Here is a 21,157-nt window from a genome sequence, read left to right on the forward strand (position 1 = left end):
TTCATCGTTAGGAATTATTGACTTAATATAGGGAAAATAAAATTGCTGTCTTTTGCGCAGGAGTTCCCCTTTTATGCCATCTGCTCGTCTGCAACAACAGTTCATCCGCCTGTGGCAATGCTGCGAGGGTAAATCGCAGGACACAACGCTCAACGAACTGGCAGCGTTATTGAGCTGCTCGCGTCGTCATATGCGTACCCTGCTCAACACCATGCAGGATCGCGGCTGGCTGACGTGGGAAGCGGAAGTCGGGCGCGGTAAACGCTCGCGTCTGACATTCCTCTATACCGGGCTGGCGCTTCAGCAACAGCGGGCGGAAGACCTGCTGGAGCAGGATCGTATCGACCAACTAGTGCAGTTGGTTGGCGACAAAGCGACTGTGCGGCAAATGCTGGTTTCTCATCTGGGCCGCAGCTTCCGCCAGGGGCGGCACATCCTGCGCGTGCTCTACTATCGTCCGTTGCGTAATCTGCTACCTGGCAGCGCATTGCGCCGTTCCGAAACCCATATTGCCCGGCAAATCTTCAGTTCGCTAACGCGCATAAATGAGGAAAATGGGGAACTGGAAGCAGACATCGCCCACCACTGGCAGCAAATATCACCGCTTCACTGGCGTTTCTTTTTGCGTCCAGGAGTCCATTTTCATCATGGTCGTGAACTGGAAATGGACGACGTGATCGCCTCTTTAAAACGAATCAATACGCTGCCGCTCTATTCGCATATTGCGGACATTGTGTCGCCGACGCCCTGGACGCTGGATATCCATCTCACGCAACCGGACCGCTGGTTACCGTTACTGCTGGGACAAGTTCCGGCGATGATCCTGCCGCGCGAATGGGAAACCCTCAGTAACTTTGCCAGCCATCCCATCGGCACCGGTCCGTATGCGGTGATCCGCAACACCACCAATCAACTGAAAATTCAGGCATTCGATGACTTCTTCGGTTACCGGGCATTAATCGATGAAGTTAACGTCTGGGTTCTGCCGGAAATTGCCGACGAGCCAGCTGGAGGTCTGATGCTAAAAGGTCCACAGGGTGAGGAAAAAGAGATTGAAAGCCGCCTGGAGGAAGGTTGCTACTATTTACTGTTCGACAGCCGCACCCATCGCGGGGCGAATCAGCAAGTCAGGGACTGGGTAAGCTATGTGCTTTCTCCAACTAATCTGGTCTATTTCGCTGAGGAACAGTACCAGCAACTGTGGTTCCCGGCTTATGGACTGCTCCCCCGTTGGCACCATGCCCGCACCATAAAGAGCGAAAAACCGGCTGGCCTGGAAAGCCTCATCCTGACCTTTTATCAGGATCACAGTGAGCATCGGGTGATTGCCGGGATCATGCAGCAGATTCTGGCAAGTCACCAGGTCACGCTGGAAATCAAAGAGATCAGCTACGATCAGTGGCATGAAGGAGAGATCGAGAGCGATATCTGGCTTAACAGCGCCAACTTTACGCTGCCGCTGGATTTTTCGCTGTTCGCGCACTTGTGCGAGGTGCCGCTGCTCCAACACTGTATTCCGATCGACTGGCAAGCCGACGCCGCCCGCTGGCGCAATGGCGAAATGAACCTGGCGAACTGGTGCCAGCAACTGGTCGCCAGTAAAGCAATGGTGCCGCTTATCCACCACTGGCTGATCATTCAGGGACAACGCAGTATGCGCGGCCTGCGTATGAATACCCTCGGCTGGTTCGATTTTAAATCAGCGTGGTTTGCGCCGCCGGATCCATGATTGCTGGTAGATAACAAAATCACTACACTAACGCCGTTCTCAACGGGGTGCCACGCAAACGCGTGCGCTGAGAAAATACCCGTCGAACCTGATCCGGATAACGCCGGCGAAGGGATTTGAGGCTCCTTCTCAAGTCCTTTGCCACTCTTTTTTGAGGTGCAAAGTGTTAAAAAAATGTCTTCCCCTGCTGTTGCTGTGCACAGCGCCCGTTTTCGCTAAACCCGTTCTGACTGTTTATACCTACGATTCCTTCGCCGCCGACTGGGGGCCTGGTCCAAAGATCAAAAAAGCTTTTGAAGCCGACTGTAACTGCGAACTGAAACTGGTGGCGCTGGAAGATGGCGTTTCGCTTCTCAACCGTCTACGGATGGAAGGCAAAAATAGTAAAGCCGATGTGGTGCTGGGGCTGGATAACAATCTGTTAGACGCCGCCAGTAAAACCGGACTATTTGCCAAAAGCGGTGTGGCAGCGGATGCCGTTAACGTTCCCGGCGGCTGGAATAATGACACTTTCGTCCCGTTTGATTACGGCTATTTCGCCTTCGTCTATGACAAGAACAAACTGAAAAACCCGCCGCAAAGCCTGAAAGAATTGGTTGAGAGCGATCAGAACTGGCGGGTGATTTATCAGGATCCGCGCACCAGTACGCCGGGGCTGGGCCTGCTGTTGTGGATGCAAAAAGTCTATGGCGATGACGCCCCACAAGCCTGGCAAAAACTGGCGAAGAAAACCGTCACGGTCACCAAAGGCTGGAGCGAAGCCTACGGCCTGTTTTTAAAAGGTGAAAGCGATCTGGTACTGAGTTACACCACCTCTCCGGCTTATCACATTCTCGAAGAGAAAAAAGATAACTACGCCGCCGCGAACTTTAGCGAAGGTCACTATCTGCAGGTGGAAGTCGCCGCCCGCACCGCTGCCAGCAAGCAGCCGGAGCTGGCGCAAAAATTCCTCCAGTTTATGGTTTCTCCGGCTTTTCAGAATGCGATCCCAACCGGTAACTGGATGTATCCGGTGGCAAATGTCACGCTGCCTGCCGGGTTTGAACAATTGACCAAACCGGCCACCACGCTGGAGTTCACACCAGCTGAAGTGGCGGCACAACGTCAGGCATGGATTAGCGAATGGCAACGCGCCGTCAGCCGTTAATTCCCGGCTGGTTAATTCCAGGTGTAAGCGCCGCCACGCTGGTGGTAGCGGTTGCGCTCGCGGCGTTTCTCGCCCTGTGGTGGAACGCGCCGCAGGGTAACTGGGTGGCAGTCTGGCAGGACAGCTACCTGTGGCATGTGGTGCGCTTCTCCTTCTGGCAGGCGTTTCTCTCGGCGCTACTCTCTGTCGTACCCGCGATATTCCTCGCCCGCGCCCTCTATCGCAGGCGCTTTCCGGGTCGGCTGGCGCTGTTGCGTCTGTGCGCAATGACCTTGATCCTCCCGGTGCTAGTTGCTGTTTTCGGCATTCTTAGCGTCTATGGTCGTCAGGGCTGGCTGGCATCGCTCTGCCAATCGCTCGGTCTGGAGTGGACCTTTTCGCCCTACGGCCTGCAAGGCATTTTGCTGGCGCACGTATTTTTTAATCTGCCGATGGCGAGCCGCTTATTACTCCAGGCACTGGAAAACATTCCCGGCGAACAACGTCAGCTTGCCGCCCAGCTTGGGATGCGCGGCTGGCATTTTTTCCGCTTCGTCGAATGGCCGTGGCTACGGCGACAAATCCCGCCGGTTGCCGCGCTTATCTTTATGCTCTGTTTCGCCAGCTTCGCCACCGTGCTATCGCTGGGCGGCGGTCCGCAGGCAACTACTATCGAGCTGGCTATTTATCAGGCGCTGAGTTACGACTACGATCCTGCCCGCGCGGCGATGCTGGCGCTGCTCCAGATGGTGTGTTGCCTTGGGCTGGTGCTGTTGAGTCAGCGACTAAGTAAGGCCATTGCGCCCGGTACCACGCTGCTGCAAGGCTGGCGCGATCCGGACGATCGTCTGCATAGCCGCATTTGCGACACGGTGTTAATAGTGCTGGCGCTGCTGCTGTTGCTGCCACCGTTGCTGGCGGTGATCGTCGATGGGGTAAATCGCCAGTTGCCGGAAGTGCTGGCACAACCGGTGCTGTGGCAGGCGCTGTGGACCTCGTTGCGTATTGCGCTGGCGGCAGGTGTATTGTGCGTAGTGCTGACCATGATGCTGCTATGGAGCAGTCGCGAACTGCGGGCGCGGCAGAAAATGCTGGCGGGTCAGGCGCTGGAGATGAGCGGCATGTTGATCCTCGCCATGCCGGGGATTGTGCTGGCTACCGGCTTCTTTTTACTGCTCAACAACACTATCGGCCTGCCACAATCTGCTGACGGCATTGTGATTTTCACCAATGCGTTAATGGCGATCCCTTATGCGCTGAAAGTACTGGAAAACCCGATGCGCGATATCACCGCCCGCTACAGTATGTTGTGTCAGTCGCTGGGCATTGAAGGCTGGTCGCGCTTAAAAGTGGTCGAGCTGCGCGCCCTGAAACGTCCACTGGCGCAGGCGCTGGCTTTTGCCTGCGTGCTGTCGATTGGTGATTTTGGCGTAGTGGCGTTGTTCGGTAACGATGATTTCCGTACCCTGCCGTTTTATCTCTACCAGCAAATTGGCTCCTATCGCAGCCAGGACGGCGCGGTCACCGCGTTAATTCTGCTACTACTCTGTTTTCTGCTGTTTACCGTGATTGAAAAACTACCGGGGCGAAATGTTAAAACTGACTGATATCACCTGGCTTTATCACCATTTGCCGATGCGTTTTAGCTTAACGGTAGAACGCGGCGAGCAGGTGGCAATCCTCGGGCCAAGCGGCGCGGGTAAAAGTACCCTGCTGAATTTGATTGCCGGTTTTCTGACGCCAGCCAGCGGTTCGCTGACTATCGACAGCGTTGATCACACCACGACGCCGCCGTCACGCCGTCCGGTATCGATGCTGTTTCAGGAGAACAACCTGTTCAGCCACCTGACGGTCGCGCAGAACATCGGGCTGGGGCTTAATCCGGGATTGAAGCTGAACGCGGCGCAGCAGGAGAAAATGCACGCTATCGCCCGCCAGATGGGGATTGATAATTTAATGGCGCGGTTACCGGGCGAGCTTTCCGGCGGTCAGCGACAGCGCGTGGCGTTAGCGCGTTGTCTGGTGCGCGAACAGCCGATTTTATTGCTCGATGAACCGTTCTCTGCGCTCGATCCGGCGTTACGTCAGGAGATGCTGACGCTGGTGAGCACGAGCTGCCAGCAGCAAAAAATGACGCTATTGATGGTGTCGCACAGTGTGGAAGATGCGGCGCGGATCGCCACACGCTCGGTGGTGGTCGCCGACGGGCGCATCGCCTGGCAGGGTAAGACCAATGAGTTGTTGAGCGGTAAGGCGAGTGCTTCGGCACTATTGGGGATTACGGGTTAGTATGCACTGTCGGATGCGGCGTGAACGCCTTATCCGACCTACGGGTAGTGCGTTTTGTAGGCCTGATAAGACGCGGTCAGCGTCGCATCAGGCAACCCGCACAAGACTATCTCCTAACCCCCAACCACTTTACGCAAAATATCGATATACACCGGCATCAACGGGTGGCGAATTAACACCACCAGCGCCACCACGCCGATGGCAGAAATTAACGGCGTCAGCCACAACAAACGGCCGCGCGACAAATAATGACTTAAACGATCGGTTGCTTTACCGCTGCGCCATAACCGCCAGCACAGCCAGCCACCAACCCACAAAAATACCGCCGTCGCCAGCAGCAACCATTTAAACTCGCCGCTCTGCATTCCGGCTGGAATATCGATCGCCGCGCCCGCCAGAATCCCAGGCAGGAAGTAAAACGGTGGCCACAGCAGGCAGCCGATAATATTCGGCGTAATGAATTTTGCCACCGGCAGATCCAGCATTCCCGCCACCATTGGCACCAGCGGACGCGTCGGGCCAACAAAGCGACCGACCAGAATGGTGAACATGCTGTGTTGATGCAACGCATGTTCAGTTTTATCGAGTAATGCTTTGTTTTTCTTCAGAAATGACCAGCGATGCAACGGCTTTTTAAAACGCCAGCCCAGCCAGAAGGAGATCCAGTCGCCCAGCAGACAACCGACAATCCCTGCCAGCCAGGCGTGCCAGAAACTTAACTCGCCGCTGCCAATCAGCGCTCCCAGCCCCGCCATCAGCACCGTACCGGGTAGAATCAAACCGACCAGCGCCAGCGACTCCAGAAAGGCCACCAACACCACCGCCATCAATGAATACACGGTGGATTGGGTAATAAAGTGTTCCAGCAATGCTTGCATAATGTGCCTGTCAAATGGACGAAGCAGGGATTCTGCAAACCCTATGCTACTCCGTCAAGCCGTCAATTGTCTGATTCGTTACCAATTATGACAACTTGACGGCTACATCATTCACTTTTTCTTCACAACCGGCACGGAACTCGCTCGGGCTGGCCCCGGTGCATTTTTTAAATACTCGCGAGAAATAGAGTTGATCGTCAAAACCAACATTGCGACCGACGGTAGCGATAGGCATCCGGGTGGTGCTCAAAAGCAGCTTCGCCTGACTAATGCGTTGGTCCTCGCGCCAGCTTAAGACGCTAATCCCTAACTGCTGGCGGAAAAGATGTGACAGACGCGACGGCGACAGGCAAACATGCTGTGCGACGCTGGCGATATCAAAATTGCTGTCAGCAAGATGATCGCTGATGTACTGACAAGCCTCGCGTACCCGATTATCCATCGGTGGATGGAGCGACTTGTTAATCGCTTCCATGCGCCGCAGTAACAATTGCTCAAGCAGATTTATCGCCAGCAGCTCCGAATAGCGCCCTTCCCCTTGCCCGGCGTTAATGATTTGCCCAAACAAGTCGCTGAAATGCGGCTGGTGCGCTTCATCCGGGCGAAAGAAACCCGTATTGGCAAATATTGACGGCCAGTTAAGCCATTCATGCCAGTAGGCGCGCGGACGAAAGTAAACCCACTGGTGATACCATTCGCGAGCCTCCGGATGACGGCCGTAGTGATGAATCTCTCCTGGCGGGAACAGCAAAATATCACCCGGTCGGCAGACAAATTCTCGTCCCTGATTTTTCACCACCCCCTGACCGCGAATGGTGAGATTGAGAATATAACCTTTCATTCCCAGCGGTCGGTCGATAAAAAAATCGAGATAACCGTTGGCCTCAATCGGCGTTAAACCCGCCACCAGATGGGCGTTAAACGAGTATCCCGGCAGCAGGGGATCATTTTGCGCTTCAGCCATACTTTTCATACTCCCGCCATTCAGAGAAGAAACCAATTGTCCATATTGCATCAGACATTGCCGTCACTGCGTCTTTTACTGGCTCTTCTCGCTAACCCAACCGGTAACCCCGCTTATTAAAAGCATTCTGTAACAAAGCGGGACCAAAGCCATGACAAAAACGCGTAACAAAAGTGTCTATAATCACGGCAGAAAAGTCCACATTGATTATTTGCACGGCGTCACACTTTGCTATGCCATAGCATTTTTATCCATAAGATTAGCGGATCCTACCTGACGCTTTTTATCGCAACTCTCTACTGTTTCTCCATACCCGTTTTTTTGGATGGAGTGAAACGATGGCGATTGCAATTGGCCTCGATTTTGGCAGTGATTCTGTGCGAGCTTTGGCGGTGGACTGCGCCAGCGGTGAAGAGATCGCCACCAGCGTAGAGTGGTATCCCCGTTGGCAAAAAGGGCAATTTTGTGATGCCCCGAATAACCAGTTCCGTCATCATCCGCGTGACTACATTGAGTCAATGGAAGCGGCACTGAAAACCGTGCTTGCAGAGCTTAGCGTCGAACAGCGCGCAGCTGTGGTCGGGATTGGCGTTGACAGTACCGGCTCGACGCCCGCACCGATTGATGCCGACGGTAACGTGCTGGCGCTGCGCCCGGAGTTTGCCGAAAACCCGAACGCGATGTTCGTATTGTGGAAAGACCACACTGCGGTTGAAGAAGCGGAAGAGATTACCCGTTTGTGCCACGCGCCGGGCAACGTTGACTACTCCCGCTATATTGGCGGTATTTATTCCAGCGAATGGTTCTGGGCAAAAATCCTGCATGTGACTCGCCAGGACAGCGCCGTGGCGCAATCTGCCGCATCGTGGATTGAGCTGTGCGACTGGGTGCCAGCTCTGCTTTCCGGTACCACCCGCCCGCAGGATATTCGTCGCGGACGTTGCAGCGCCGGGCATAAATCTCTGTGGCACGAAAGCTGGGGCGGCCTGCCGCCAGCCAGTTTCTTTGATGAGCTGGACCCGATCCTCAATCGCCATTTGCCTTCCCCGCTGTTCACTGACACCTGGACTGCCGATATTCCGGTGGGCACCTTATGCCCGGAATGGGCGCAGCGTCTCGGCCTGCCTGAAAGCGTGGTGATTTCCGGCGGCGCGTTTGACTGCCATATGGGCGCAGTTGGCGCAGGCGCACAGCCTAACGCACTGGTAAAAGTTATCGGTACTTCCACCTGCGACATTCTGATTGCCGACAAACAGAGCGTTGGCGAGCGGGCAGTGAAAGGTATTTGCGGTCAGGTTGATGGCAGCGTGGTGCCTGGATTTATCGGTCTGGAAGCAGGCCAATCGGCGTTTGGTGATATCTACGCCTGGTTTGGTCGCGTACTCGGCTGGCCGCTGGAACAGCTTGCCGCCCAGCATCCGGAACTGAAAGCGCAAATCAACGCCAGCCAGAAACAACTGCTTCCGGCGCTGACCGAAGCATGGGCCAAAAATCCGTCTCTGGATCACCTGCCGGTGGTGCTCGACTGGTTTAACGGCCGCCGCACACCGAACGCTAACCAACGCCTGAAAGGGGTGATTACCGATCTTAACCTCGCTACCGACGCTCCGCTGCTGTTCGGCGGTTTGATTGCTGCCACCGCCTTTGGCGCACGCGCAATCATGGAGTGCTTTACCGATCAGGGGATCGCCGTCAATAACGTGATGGCGCTGGGCGGCATCGCGCGGAAAAACCAGGTCATTATGCAGGCCTGCTGCGACGTGCTGAATCGCCCGCTGCAAATTGTTGCCTCTGACCAGTGCTGTGCGCTCGGTGCGGCGATTTTTGCTGCCGTCGCCGCGAAAGTGCACGCAGACATCCCCTCAGCCCAGCAAAAAATGGCCAGTGCGGTAGAGAAAACCCTGCAACCGTGCAGCGAACAGGCACAACGCTTTGAACAGCTTTATCGCCGCTATCAGCAATGGGCGATGAGCGCCGAACAACACTATCTTCCAACTTCCGCCCCGGCACAGGCTGCCCAGGCCGTTCCGACTCTATAAGGACACGATAATGACGATTTTTGATAATTATGAAGTGTGGTTTGTCATTGGCAGCCAGCATCTGTATGGCCCGGAAACCCTGCGTCAGGTCACCCAACATGCCGAGCACGTCGTTAATGCGCTGAATACGGAAGCGAAACTGCCCTGCAAACTGGTGTTGAAACCGCTGGGCACCACGCCGGATGAAATCACCGCTATTTGCCGCGACGCGAATTACGACGATCGTTGCGCTGGTCTGGTGGTGTGGCTGCACACCTTCTCCCCGGCCAAAATGTGGATCAACGGCCTGACCATGCTCAACAAACCGTTGCTGCAATTCCACACCCAGTTTAACGCGGCGCTGCCGTGGGACAGTATCGATATGGACTTTATGAACCTGAACCAGACTGCTCATGGCGGTCGCGAGTTCGGCTTCATTGGCGCGCGTATGCGTCAGCAACATGCCGTCGTTACCGGTCACTGGCAGGATAAACAAGCCCATGAGCGTATCGGCTCCTGGATGCGTCAGGCGGTCTCTAAACAGGATACCCGTCATCTGAAAGTCTGCCGATTTGGCGATAACATGCGTGAAGTGGCGGTCACCGATGGTGATAAAGTTGCCGCACAGATCAAGTTCGGTTTCTCCGTCAATACCTGGGCGGTTGGCGATCTGGTGCAGGTGGTGAACTCCATCAGCGACGGCGATGTTAACGCGCTGGTCGATGAGTACGAAAGCTGCTACACCATGACGCCTGCAACACAAATCCACGGCGAAAAACGACAGAACGTGCTGGAAGCGGCGCGTATTGAGCTGGGGATGAAGCGTTTCCTGGAACAAGGTGGCTTCCACGCGTTCACCACCACCTTTGAAGATTTGCACGGTCTGAAACAGCTTCCAGGTCTGGCCGTACAGCGTCTGATGCAGCAGGGTTACGGCTTTGCGGGCGAAGGCGACTGGAAAACTGCCGCCCTGCTTCGCATCATGAAGGTGATGTCAACCGGTCTGCAGGGCGGTACCTCCTTTATGGAGGACTACACCTATCACTTCGAGAAAGGCAATGACCTGGTGCTCGGCTCCCATATGCTGGAAGTCTGCCCGTCGATTGCAGTAGAAGAGAAACCGATCCTCGACGTTCAGCATCTCGGTATTGGTGGTAAGGACGATCCTGCCCGCCTGATCTTCAATACCCAAACCGGTCCAGCGATTGTTGCCAGCCTGATTGATCTCGGCGATCGTTACCGTCTGCTGGTTAACTGTATCGACACGGTGAAAACCCCGCACTCCCTGCCGAAACTGCCGGTGGCGAATGCGCTGTGGAAAGCGCAACCGGATCTGCCAACTGCTTCCGAAGCGTGGATCCTCGCTGGTGGCGCGCACCATACCGTCTTCAGCCATGCGCTGAACCTCAACGATATGCGCCAGTTCGCCGAGATGCACGACATTGAAATCACGGTGATTGATAACGACACCCGCCTGCCAGCGTTTAAAGACGCACTGCGCTGGAACGAAGTGTATTACGGATTTCGTCGCTAAGTAGCCACATCAGGTATGTAACGCCTGATGCGACGCTGACGCGTCTTATCTGGCCTACGCGCTGTGTTTTTGTAGGCCGGATAAGCAAAGCGCATCCGGCATTCAACGCCTGATGCGACGCTGGCGCGTCTTATCAGGCCTACGCGCTGCGATTTTGTAGACCGGATAAGCAAAGTGCATCCGGCACGAAGGAGTCAACATGTTAGAAGATCTCAAACGCCTGGTATTAGAAGCCAACCTGGCGCTGCCAAAACACAACCTGGTCACGCTCACATGGGGCAACGTCAGCGCCGTTGATCGCGAGCGCGGCGTCTTTGTGATCAAACCTTCCGGCGTCGATTACAGCGTCATGACCGCTGACGATATGGTCGTGGTTAGCATCGCAACCGGTGAAGTGGTTGAAGGTACGAAAAAGCCCTCCTCTGACACGCCAACTCACCGGCTGCTCTATCAGGCATTCCCGTCCATTGGCGGCATTGTGCATACGCACTCGCGCCACGCCACCATCTGGGCGCAGGCGGGTCAGTCGATTCCAGCAACCGGCACCACCCACGCCGACTATTTCTACGGCACCATTCCCTGCACCCGCAAAATGACCGACGCAGAAATCAACGGTGAATATGAGTGGGAAACCGGTAACGTCATCGTAGAAACCTTCGAAAAACAGGGTATCGATGCAGCGCAAATGCCCGGCGTCCTGGTCCATTCTCACGGCCCATTTGCATGGGGCAAAAATGCCGAAGATGCGGTGCATAACGCCATCGTGCTGGAAGAGGTCGCTTATATGGGGATATTCTGCCGTCAGTTAGCGCCGCAGTTACCGGATATGCAGCAAACGCTGCTGGATAAACACTATCTGCGTAAGCATGGCGCGAAGGCATATTACGGGCAGTAATGACTGTATAAAACCACAGCCAATCAAACGAAACCAGGCTATAATCAAGCCTGGTTTTTTATTGGATTTTCAACGTGGCGCAGGCAGGTTTTATCTTAACCCGACACTGGCGGGATACCCCGCAAGGGACAGAAGTCTCCTTCTGGCTGGCGACGGACAACGGGCCGTTGCAGGTTACGCTTGCACCGCAAGAGTCCGTGGCGTTTATTCCTGCCGATCAGGTTCCCCGCGCTCAGCATATTTTGCAGGGTGAACAAGGCTTTCGCCTGACACCGCTGGCGTTAAAGGATTTTCACCGCCAGCCGGTGTATGGCCTTTACTGTCGCGCCCATCGCCAATTGATGAATTACGAAAAGCGCCTGCGTGAAGGTGGCGTTACCGTCTACGAGGCCGATGTGCGCCCGCCAGAACGCTATCTGATGGAGCGGTTTATCACCTCACCGGTGTGGGTCGAGGGTGATATGCACAATGGCACTATCGTTAATGCCCGTCTGAAACCGCATCCCGACTATCGTCCGCCGCTCAAGTGGGTTTCTATAGATATTGAAACCACCCGCCACGGTGAGCTGTACTGCATCGGCCTGGAAGGCTGCGGGCAGCGCATCGTTTATATGCTGGGGCCGGAGAATGGCGACGCCTCCTCGCTTGATTTCGAACTGGAATACGTCGCCAGCCGCCCGCTGCTGCTGGAAAAACTCAACGCCTGGTTTGCAAACCACGATCCCGATGTGATCATCGGCTGGAACGTGGTGCAGTTCGATCTGCGAATGCTGCAAAAACATGCCGAGCGTTACCGTCTTCCGCTGCGTCTTGGGCGCGATAATAGCGAGCTGGAGTGGCGCGAGCACGGCTTTAAAAACGGCGTCTTTTTTGCCCAGGCTAAAGGTCGGCTAATTATCGACGGTATCGAGGCGCTGAAATCCGCGTTCTGGAATTTCTCTTCATTCTCGCTGGAAACTGTCGCTCAGGAGCTATTAGGCGAAGGAAAATCTATCGATAACCCGTGGGATCGAATGGACGAAATTGACCGCCGTTTCGCCGAAGATAAACCTGCGCTGGCAACTTATAACCTGAAAGATTGCGAGCTGGTGACGCAGATCTTCCACAAAACTGAAATCATGCCATTTTTACTCGAACGAGCAACGGTGAACGGCCTGCCGGTGGATCGGCACGGCGGTTCGGTGGCAGCGTTTGGTCATCTCTATTTTCCGCGAATGCATCGCGCTGGTTATGTCGCGCCTAATCTCGGCGAAGTGCCACCGCACGCCAGCCCTGGCGGCTACGTGATGGATTCACGGCCAGGGCTTTATGATTCAGTGCTGGTGCTGGACTATAAAAGCCTGTACCCGTCGATCATCCGCACCTTTCTGATTGATCCCGTCGGGCTGGTTGAAGGCATGGCGCAGCCTGATCCAGAGCACAGTACCGAAGGTTTTCTCGATGCCTGGTTCTCACGGGAGAAACATTGCCTGCCGGAGATTGTGACTAACATCTGGCACGGGCGCGATGAAGCCAAACGTCAGGGTAATAAACCACTTTCGCAGGCGCTGAAGATCATTATGAATGCCTTTTATGGCGTGCTTGGCACCACCGCCTGCCGCTTTTTCGATCCGCGCCTGGCATCGTCGATCACCATGCGTGGTCATCAGATCATGCGGCAAACCAAAGCATTGATTGAAGCGCAGGGCTACGACGTTATCTACGGAGATACCGACTCGACTTTTGTCTGGCTAAAAGGTGCACATTCGGAAGAAGAGGCGGCGAAAATCGGTCGTGTACTGGTGCAGCACGTTAACGCCTGGTGGGCGGAAACGCTGCAAAAACAACGGCTGACCAGCGCATTAGAACTGGAGTATGAAACTCATTTCTGCCGTTTTCTGATGCCAACCATTCGCGGAGCCGATACCGGCAGTAAAAAGCGCTACGCCGGGCTGATTCAGGAGGGCGATAAACAGCGGATGGTGTTTAAAGGGCTGGAAACCGTGCGCACCGACTGGACGCCGCTGGCCCAGCAGTTTCAGCAGGAGCTATACCTGCGCATCTTCCGCAACGAGCCATATCAGGAATATGTACGCGAAACCATCGACAAACTGATGGCGGGTGAACTGGATGCGCGACTGGTTTACCGTAAACGCCTTCGCCGTCCGCTGAGCGAGTATCAGCGTAATGTGCCGCCTCATGTACGCGCCGCTCGCCTTGCCGATGAAGAAAACCAAAAGCGCGGTCGCCCCTTGCAATATCAGAATCGCGGCACCATTAAGTACGTATGGACCACCAACGGCCCGGAGCCGCTGGACTACCAACGTTCACCACTGGATTACGAACACTATCTGACCCGCCAGCTACAACCCGTGGCGGAGGGAATACTCCCTTTTATTGAGGATAATTTTGCTACACTTATGACCGGGCAACTTGGGCTATTTTGAGCAAAAAAAAGAGTTCGCCAGATACCATTTTGATGCGTGACGAATGCTTTGCCATCCAGTACCATAGCGCCCTTTCCATTCCTGGACCTGAATAACACCACTACCTCATAAGCACGGTAGCGGGTGGTTATTGCCTGCAATTAAAGATATAGAGCCGAACACATATGCCTTTTACACTTGGTCAACGCTGGATCAGCGATACAGAAAGCGAATTGGGACTTGGAACCGTTGTCGCGGTGGATGCGCGAACTGTCACTTTACTTTTCCCATCTACTGGTGAAAACCGTCTGTACGCACGCAGTGATTCCCCCGTGACCCGCGTGATGTTCAACCCTGGTGATACTATTACCAGCCATGACGGCTGGCAGATGCAAGTCGAAGAAGTAAAAGAAGAAAATGGCTTGCTGACCTATATCGGTACTCGCCTGGATACTGAAGAGTCCGGCGTAGCCCTGCGTGAAGTTTTCCTTGATAGCAAACTGGTGTTCAGCAAACCGCAGGACCGTCTGTTTGCCGGGCAGATTGACCGTATGGACCGCTTTGCGCTGCGTTATCGCGCGCGTAAGTATTCCAGCGAACAGTTCCGTATGCCGTACAGCGGCCTGCGCGGTCAGCGTACCAGCCTGATTCCGCATCAGCTCAACATCGCTCATGATGTTGGTCGCCGCCACGCGCCGCGCGTCCTGCTGGCTGACGAAGTGGGTTTAGGGAAAACCATTGAAGCCGGGATGATCCTGCATCAGCAACTGCTCTCTGGCGCTGCTGAACGTGTGCTGATTATCGTCCCGGAAACCTTACAGCATCAGTGGCTGGTAGAAATGCTGCGCCGTTTCAACCTGCGCTTTGCACTGTTTGATGATGAGCGTTATGCCGAAGCTCAGCACGATGCTTACAACCCGTTTGACACCGAACAGCTGGTGATTTGCTCGCTGGATTTTGCCCGTCGTAGCAAACAGCGCCTGGAACATCTCTGTGAAGCCGAATGGGACCTGCTGGTGGTCGATGAAGCGCATCACCTGGTGTGGAGCGAAGATGCGCCAAGCCGTGAATATCAGGCCATTGAACAACTGGCAGAGCACGTGCCGGGCGTTCTGCTGCTGACCGCGACCCCGGAACAGCTGGGGATGGAAAGCCACTTCGCCCGTCTGCGTCTGCTGGACCCGAACCGTTTCCACGATTTTGCGCAGTTCGTTGAAGAGCAGAAAAATTATCGTCCGGTTGCGGACGCCGTTGCCATGCTGCTGGCAGGTAACAAACTGAGCAATGACGAACTGAACATGCTCGGCGAGATGATCGGCGAGCAGGATATCGAGCCGCTGTTGCAGGCAGCAAACAGCGACAGCGAAGATGCCCAGAGCGCCCGTCAGGAGCTGGTTTCGATGCTGATGGATCGCCACGGCACCAGCCGCGTGCTGTTCCGTAACACGCGTAACGGTGTGAAAGGATTCCCGAAACGCGAGCTGCACACCATTAAACTGCCGCTACCGACGCAGTATCAGACGGCTATTAAAGTCTCCGGCATTATGGGCGCACGTAAAAGTGCGGAAGATCGTGCTCGCGATATGCTCTACCCGGAGCGTATTTATCAGGAATTTGAAGGTGATAACGCCACCTGGTGGAACTTCGATCCGCGCGTTGAGTGGCTGATGGGCTACCTGACCAGCCATCGCTCTCAGAAAGTGCTGGTGATCTGCGCCAAAGCTGCCACTGCGCTGCAACTGGAGCAGGTACTGCGCGAACGTGAAGGTATTCGCGCTGCGGTGTTCCACGAAGGTATGTCGATTATCGAACGTGACCGCGCTGCCGCCTGGTTTGCCGAAGAAGACACCGGCGCACAGGTACTGCTGTGCTCAGAAATCGGTTCTGAAGGACGTAACTTCCAGTTCGCCAGCCACATGGTGATGTTTGACCTGCCATTCAACCCGGATCTACTGGAGCAGCGTATTGGTCGTCTGGATCGTATCGGCCAGGCGCACGATATTCAGATCCATGTGCCTTATCTGGAGAAAACCGCTCAGTCGGTGCTGGTGCGCTGGTATCACGAAGGTCTGGATGCATTTGAGCACACCTGCCCGACCGGACGCACTATTTACGATAGCGTATACAACGATCTGATTAACTATCTGGCTTCACCGGATCAAACCGAAGGCTTTGACGATCTGATCAAAAACTGCCGCGAGCAACATGAAGCGCTGAAAGCACAGCTGGAACAGGGTCGTGACCGCCTGCTGGAAATCCACTCCAACGGTGGCGAAAAAGCCCAGGCACTGGCAGAAAGCATTGAAGAGCAGGATGACGATACCAACCTGATCGCCTTCGCCATGAACCTGTTCGATATTATCGGTATCAATCAGGACGATCGCGGCGACAACATGATCGTGCTGACGCCGTCCGATCATATGCTGGTGCCGGACTTCCCTGGCCTGTCGGAAGATGGCATCACCATCACCTTTGATCGTGAAGTGGCACTGGCGCGTGAAGATGCACAGTTTATTACCTGGGAGCATCCGCTGATCCGCAACGGTCTGGATCTGATCCTTTCTGGCGATACCGGTAGCAGCACGATTTCACTGTTAAAAAACAAAGCGTTGCCGGTAGGTACGCTGTTGGTGGAACTGATTTATGTGGTTGAAGCCCAGGCTCCGAAGCAGTTGCAGCTCAACCGCTTCCTGCCACCGACGCCGGTACGTATGCTGCTGGATAAAAACGGCAACAACCTGGCGGCGCAGGTAGAGTTTGAAACCTTTAACCGCCAGCTTAACGCGGTTAACCGTCACACCGGCAGCAAACTGGTTAACGCCGTGCAGCAGGATGTTCACGCTATCCTTCAACTGGGTGAAGCGCAGATCGAGAAATCTGCCCGTGCATTGATTGATGCAGCGCGTAACGAAGCCGACGAAAAACTGTCTGCCGAGCTGTCTCGTCTGGAAGCTCTGCGTGCAGTGAACCCGAACATTCGTGACGACGAACTGACCGCCATTGAGAGCAACCGTCAGCAGGTAATGGAAAGCCTGGATCAGGCAGGCTGGCGTCTGGATGCCCTGCGTTTGATCGTTGTAACGCATCAGTAACGGAGCCGAAAATGGGGATGGAAAACTACAATCCACCGCAGGAACCCTGGTTGGTTATCCTGTATCAGGATGACCACATTATGGTGGTTAACAAGCCGAGCGGTTTGTTGTCTGTGCCGGGTCGTCTGGAAGAGCACAAAGATAGCGTGATGACGCGCATTCAGCGTGATTATCCGCAGGCAGAATCGGTGCATCGTCTGGATATGGCTACCAGCGGCGTGATTGTAGTGGCGCTGACCAAAGCCGCGGAGCGGGAGTTAAAACGCCAGTTCCGCGAGCGCGAGCCGAAAAAGCAGTATGTGGCCCGCGTCTGGGGGCATCCATCCCCCGCAGAAGGTCTGGTGGATCTGCCGCTGATTTGCGACTGGCCAAACCGCCCGAAACAGAAAGTCTGTTACGAAACGGGTAAACCTGCGCAGACGGAATATGAAGTGGTGGAGTATGCGGCGGATAACACGGCAAGAGTGGTGTTAAAACCGATTACCGGGCGTTCGCATCAATTGCGTGTGCATATGCTGGCGCTGGGTCATCCGATTCTCGGCGATCGTTTTTATGCATCACCAGAAGCGAGAGCGATGGCACCACGTTTGTTGCTACATGCAGAGATGTTGACGATTACCCATCCGGCGTATGGCAATAGTATGACGTTTAAAGCGCCAGCGGATTTTTAATCGTCACGCTGGCGCAGTTCGGTAGGCGGATAAGGCGTTCACGCCGCATCCGGCAATTGTGCGCCGATTGCCTGATGCGACGCGGGCCGCGTCTTATCAGGCCTACAGTTTAAAACTTATTTAAACCCTTTCTGCTGCTTTATCAGCTCATATGCCTGCTGAATTTCCTGCGCTTTCTGCTTCGCCATCTCCATCATCTCAGGCGGCAAACCTTTCGCCACCAGCTTATCGGGATGGTGTTCACTCATCAGCTTACGGTAGGCACGTTTGATGGTGGTCGCATCATCCGTCGGCTTCACGCCCAGCACATTACAGGCATCTTCCAGCGTCGGGCCACGCTGCGCTTGCTGCCAGTTACCACCGCCAGATTGCTGCTGATAACCGCCGCCAAACTGTGCACCGCCCTGCATCATGCGCAAAAACTGGTCAAACTGGGCGCGGGAGATCCCTAATTCTTCAGCAATGACATACAGCACCGCCCGTTCATTCGGGTGCAGTGAACCATCAGCAAACGCCGCCTGAATCTGGATCTCCAGAAACATACGAATTAAGTCAAAACGACCAAAGCAGACACTGCGAAACTGGCGCATCTTTTCGCGCAGCGGGTAATTATCTGATTTTCCCACTCGGAACGCGTTTTGCGCCGCAGTACGGGAAGCGCCATGAAGGTTCATTCGGTCCATCAACTGGCTGGCGATATGAATATCAGCCTCCGTGACGCGACCTTTGGATTTGGTTAAATGCCCCATCACTTCAAAAGTGGTGGCAAAAAACAGCGCCTGACGCTCACGCTGGTTGGCGAACCACGCCATTTTACGGCTACGGGCTTTATCAAACATATGGCCAATTAACAGGCCTAACACTACGCCCCAAAAGCCGCCGCCCATCAGTAAGGCCACGGCCACGCCAATGATTTTTCCCCAATACTGCATATATTCCCCAAATCGACACACGGATATCAGGGCTATCTCCCACAATATAAAGGTGCTTTTACCGTTTTCCGGCTGCGGTCAATTGTGGGACATCGCCTATAATTTGCATTATCATACCTGTCATTCAATGCCGTGCCTAACACCACTGACGCTATTCGGACAGGATTAACACTAGCGTAGAGATGACGAGTACGTTAGTCTCTGACCGTTTGTCACGCGCAACGTTACCGATGATGGAACAATAAAATCAACGTATGAAAAAACGTATCCCCACTCTCCTGGCCACCATGATTGCCACCGCCCTTTATAGTCAACAGGGACTGGCAGCCGACCTCGCCTCACAGTGCATGTTGGGCGTGCCAAGCTATGACCGTCCTCTGGTACAGGGCGATACCAATGACTTACCCGTGACTATCAATGCTGACCACGCGAAAGGGGACTACCCGGATGACGCCGTGTTTACTGGCAGCGTGGATATCATGCAGGGTAACAGCCGTCTGCAGGCCGACGAAGTGCAGCTCCATCAAAAAGAGGCACCAGGACAACCGGAGCCGGTACGTACCGTTGATGCGCTCGGTAATGTCCATTACGACGATAACCAGGTGATCCTCAAAGGGCCGAAAGGCTGGGCGAATCTGAACACCAAAGATACCAACGTCTGGGAAGGTGATTACCAGATGGTGGGTCGCCAGGGTCGCGGTAAAGCGGACCTGATGAAACAACGTGGCGAAAACCGCTATACCATTCTGGATAACGGTAGCTTTACCTCCTGTCTGCCGGGTTCTGACACCTGGAGCGTGGTAGGTAGCGAAATTATTCATGACCGCGAAGAACAAGTTGCGGAGATCTGGAACGCCCGCTTTAAGGTGGGTCCGGTACCGATCTTTTATAGCCCCTATTTGCAGTTGCCGGTGGGTGACAAACGTCGCTCTGGTTTCTTGATCCCGAACGCCAAGTACACCACCACCAACTACTTTGAGTTCTACCTGCCATATTACTGGAACATCGCGCCAAATATGGATGCCACCATCACGCCGCATTATATGCATCGTCGTGGCAACATCATGTGGGAGAACGAATTCCGCTACCTCTCCCAGGCGGGCGCTGGCTTGATGGAACTGGACTATCTGCCTTCAGATAAAGTCTATGAAGATGAACACCCGAACGATGACAGTTCACGTCGTTGGTTATTCTACTGGAACCACTCCGGGGTCATGGATCAGGTGTGGCGTTTCAACGTCGACTACACCAAGGTCAGCGATCCTAGCTACTTCAATGATTTCGATAACAAGTACGGTTCCAGTACTGACGGCTACGCAACGCAAAAATTCAGCGTTGGCTATGCGGTGCAAAACTTCAATGCCACCGTTTCAACCAAGCAGTTCCAGGTTTTCAGCGAACAGAACACCAGTAGCTACTCGGCAGAGCCGCAGTTAGACGTTAATTACTACCAGAATGATGTTGGTCCGTTTGATACGCGTATTTACGGCCAGGCAGTGCACTTTGTTAACACCAGAGACGACATGCCTGAAGCAACCCGTGTTCACCTGGAACCGACCATCAATTTGCCGCTCTCTAATAACTGGGGCAGCATCAATACCGAAGCGAAGTTGCTGGCAACCCATTATCAGCAAACCAATCTTGACTGGTATAACTCCAGAAACACGACCAAGCTGGACGAATCCGTTAACCGCGTAATGCCGCAATTCAAAGTTGACGGCAAAATGGTCTTTGAACGCGATATGGAAATGCTGGCTCCGGGTTATACCCAAACGCTGGAACCGCGCGCGCAGTATTTGTACGTGCCGTATCGCGATCAGAGCGACATCTATAACTACGACTCGTCTCTGCTGCAATCTGACTACTCTGGCCTGTTCCGGGACCGGACTTACGGCGGTCTTGACCGTATTGCCTCCGCTAACCAGGTGACGACCGGTGTCACATCTCGCATATATGATGATGCTGCCGTTGAACGTTTTAATATTTCCGTTGGTCAAATCTACTATTTCACGGAGTCTCGCACTGGCGATGACAACATAACATGGGAGAATGACGACAAAACGGGTTCACTGGTGTGGGCAGGCGATACTTACTGGCGTATCTCCGAGCGTTGGGGATTGCGTGGCGGGATTCAGTACGATACACGTCTGGATAACGTAGCGACCAGTAACTCCAGCATTGAATACCGTCGGGATGAAGACCGTCTGGTACAGCTGAATTACCGTTACGCCAGCCCGGAATATATTCAGGCTACGCTGCCTAAGTACTATTCCACTGCTGAGCAATATAAGAATGGTATTTCGCAGGTAGGTGCTGTCGCCAGCTGGCCAATTGCCGATCGTTGGTCCATTGTTGGGGCCTACTACTACGACACCAATGCGAACAAGCAAGCCGACTCTATGTTAGGTGTGCAATACAGCTCCTGCTGCTATGCAATTCGCGTCGGTTACGAGCGGAAGCTGAACGGTTGGGATAACGATAAACAACATGCGGTATATGACAACGCAATCGGCTTTAACATCGAACTTCGCGGCCTGAGCTCCAACTACGGTCTGGGTACGCAAGAGATGCTGCGTTCGAACATTCTGCCGTATCAAAACACTTTGTGATTTGTTGATTTACCA

Annotated in this window: 14 protein-coding genes and 1 riboswitch; of the genes, 11 read left to right on the plus strand and 3 right to left on the minus strand. The window is 54.4% G+C overall.

The window, feature by feature from the left end:
• The first annotated feature begins 73 nt into the window (after positions 1 to 73).
• The 4 genes from sgrR to thiQ all read left to right on the plus strand — a co-directional run bounded on the left by sgrR (position 74) and on the right by thiQ (position 5,144).
• Positions 74 to 1,729 (plus strand): DNA-binding transcriptional regulator SgrR, encoded by a 1,656-nt coding sequence (sgrR, locus tag HGD79_RS11720; protein WP_001299221.1) that lies wholly within the window; start codon positions 74 to 76, stop codon positions 1,727 to 1,729.
• A gap of 33 nt (positions 1,730 to 1,762) precedes the next feature.
• Positions 1,763 to 1,862: riboswitch (TPP riboswitch) on the plus strand.
• A 30-nt stretch (positions 1,863 to 1,892) separates the two neighbouring features.
• Positions 1,893 to 2,876 (plus strand): thiamine ABC transporter substrate binding subunit, encoded by a 984-nt coding sequence (gene thiB / locus HGD79_RS11725; RefSeq protein ID WP_001295536.1) that lies wholly within the window; start codon positions 1,893 to 1,895, stop codon positions 2,874 to 2,876.
• The gene (gene thiP, locus HGD79_RS11730; RefSeq protein ID WP_000235706.1) at positions 2,852 to 4,462 is read left to right on the plus strand and encodes a thiamine/thiamine pyrophosphate ABC transporter permease ThiP; all 1,611 of its coding nucleotides are present in this window, start codon (positions 2,852 to 2,854) and stop codon (positions 4,460 to 4,462) included. The genes thiB and thiP overlap by 25 nt, the downstream gene beginning before the upstream one ends.
• The gene (gene thiQ / locus HGD79_RS11735; RefSeq protein WP_000916310.1) at positions 4,446 to 5,144 is read left to right on the plus strand and encodes a thiamine ABC transporter ATP-binding protein ThiQ; all 699 of its coding nucleotides are present in this window, start codon (positions 4,446 to 4,448) and stop codon (positions 5,142 to 5,144) included. The genes thiP and thiQ overlap by 17 nt, the downstream gene beginning before the upstream one ends.
• A gap of 113 nt (positions 5,145 to 5,257) precedes the next feature.
• On the opposite strand, the gene HGD79_RS11740 is transcribed toward thiQ, so the two are convergent.
• Together HGD79_RS11740 and araC are read right to left on the minus strand one after the other, a co-directional pair.
• On the minus strand, positions 5,258 to 6,022 hold the full coding sequence (locus HGD79_RS11740) for a DedA family protein (RefSeq protein ID WP_001148402.1): 765 nt from the start codon (positions 6,020 to 6,022) through the stop codon (positions 5,258 to 5,260).
• An 85-nt stretch (positions 6,023 to 6,107) separates the two neighbouring features.
• The gene (gene araC, locus HGD79_RS11745; RefSeq protein ID WP_168848534.1) at positions 6,108 to 6,986 is read right to left on the minus strand and encodes an arabinose operon transcriptional regulator AraC; all 879 of its coding nucleotides are present in this window, start codon (positions 6,984 to 6,986) and stop codon (positions 6,108 to 6,110) included.
• A gap of 338 nt (positions 6,987 to 7,324) precedes the next feature.
• Between araC and araB the strand changes: the two genes are divergently transcribed.
• The 6 genes from araB (at position 7,325) to rluA (ending at position 17,601) form a co-directional block, all read left to right on the plus strand.
• Positions 7,325 to 9,025, plus strand: coding sequence for a ribulokinase (gene araB, locus HGD79_RS11750; protein ID WP_021534283.1), 1,701 nt, complete (start codon positions 7,325 to 7,327; stop codon positions 9,023 to 9,025).
• A gap of 10 nt (positions 9,026 to 9,035) precedes the next feature.
• A complete protein-coding gene (gene araA, locus HGD79_RS11755; protein WP_000151734.1) occupies positions 9,036 to 10,538 on the plus strand; it encodes an L-arabinose isomerase in 1,503 nt (500 codons plus the stop codon).
• A gap of 199 nt (positions 10,539 to 10,737) precedes the next feature.
• Complete coding sequence (gene araD, locus HGD79_RS11760; protein WP_000888642.1) at positions 10,738 to 11,433, plus strand: L-ribulose-5-phosphate 4-epimerase; 696 nt, start codon at positions 10,738 to 10,740, stop codon at positions 11,431 to 11,433.
• A gap of 74 nt (positions 11,434 to 11,507) precedes the next feature.
• On the plus strand, positions 11,508 to 13,859 hold the full coding sequence (gene polB / locus HGD79_RS11765) for a DNA polymerase II (protein ID WP_000035654.1): 2,352 nt from the start codon (positions 11,508 to 11,510) through the stop codon (positions 13,857 to 13,859).
• Between the two features lie 164 nt (positions 13,860 to 14,023).
• Positions 14,024 to 16,930 (plus strand): RNA polymerase-associated protein RapA, encoded by a 2,907-nt coding sequence (rapA, locus tag HGD79_RS11770; RefSeq protein ID WP_001117011.1) that lies wholly within the window; start codon positions 14,024 to 14,026, stop codon positions 16,928 to 16,930.
• 11 nt (positions 16,931 to 16,941) lie between these two features.
• Positions 16,942 to 17,601 carry a bifunctional tRNA pseudouridine(32) synthase/23S rRNA pseudouridine(746) synthase RluA gene (rluA, locus tag HGD79_RS11775; RefSeq protein WP_000525176.1) on the plus strand — a complete coding sequence of 220 codons (660 nt, stop codon included), beginning with the start codon at positions 16,942 to 16,944 and terminating at the stop codon, positions 17,599 to 17,601.
• Positions 17,602 to 17,717: 116 nt separating this feature from the next.
• On the opposite strand, the gene djlA is transcribed toward rluA, so the two are convergent.
• Complete coding sequence (gene djlA / locus HGD79_RS11780) at positions 17,718 to 18,533, minus strand: co-chaperone DjlA (protein ID WP_001200573.1); 816 nt, start codon at positions 18,531 to 18,533, stop codon at positions 17,718 to 17,720.
• A gap of 254 nt (positions 18,534 to 18,787) precedes the next feature.
• Here djlA and lptD point away from each other — a divergent pair, with 254 nt between their 5' ends.
• Complete coding sequence (lptD, locus tag HGD79_RS11785) at positions 18,788 to 21,142, plus strand: LPS assembly protein LptD (RefSeq protein ID WP_000746151.1); 2,355 nt, start codon at positions 18,788 to 18,790, stop codon at positions 21,140 to 21,142.
• The last annotated feature ends 15 nt before the right edge of the window (positions 21,143 to 21,157 follow it).

Origin of the sequence: Escherichia sp. SCLE84, assembly GCF_012584495.1 — a bacterium.
Lineage (GTDB): Bacteria > Pseudomonadota > Gammaproteobacteria > Enterobacterales > Enterobacteriaceae > ECMA0423.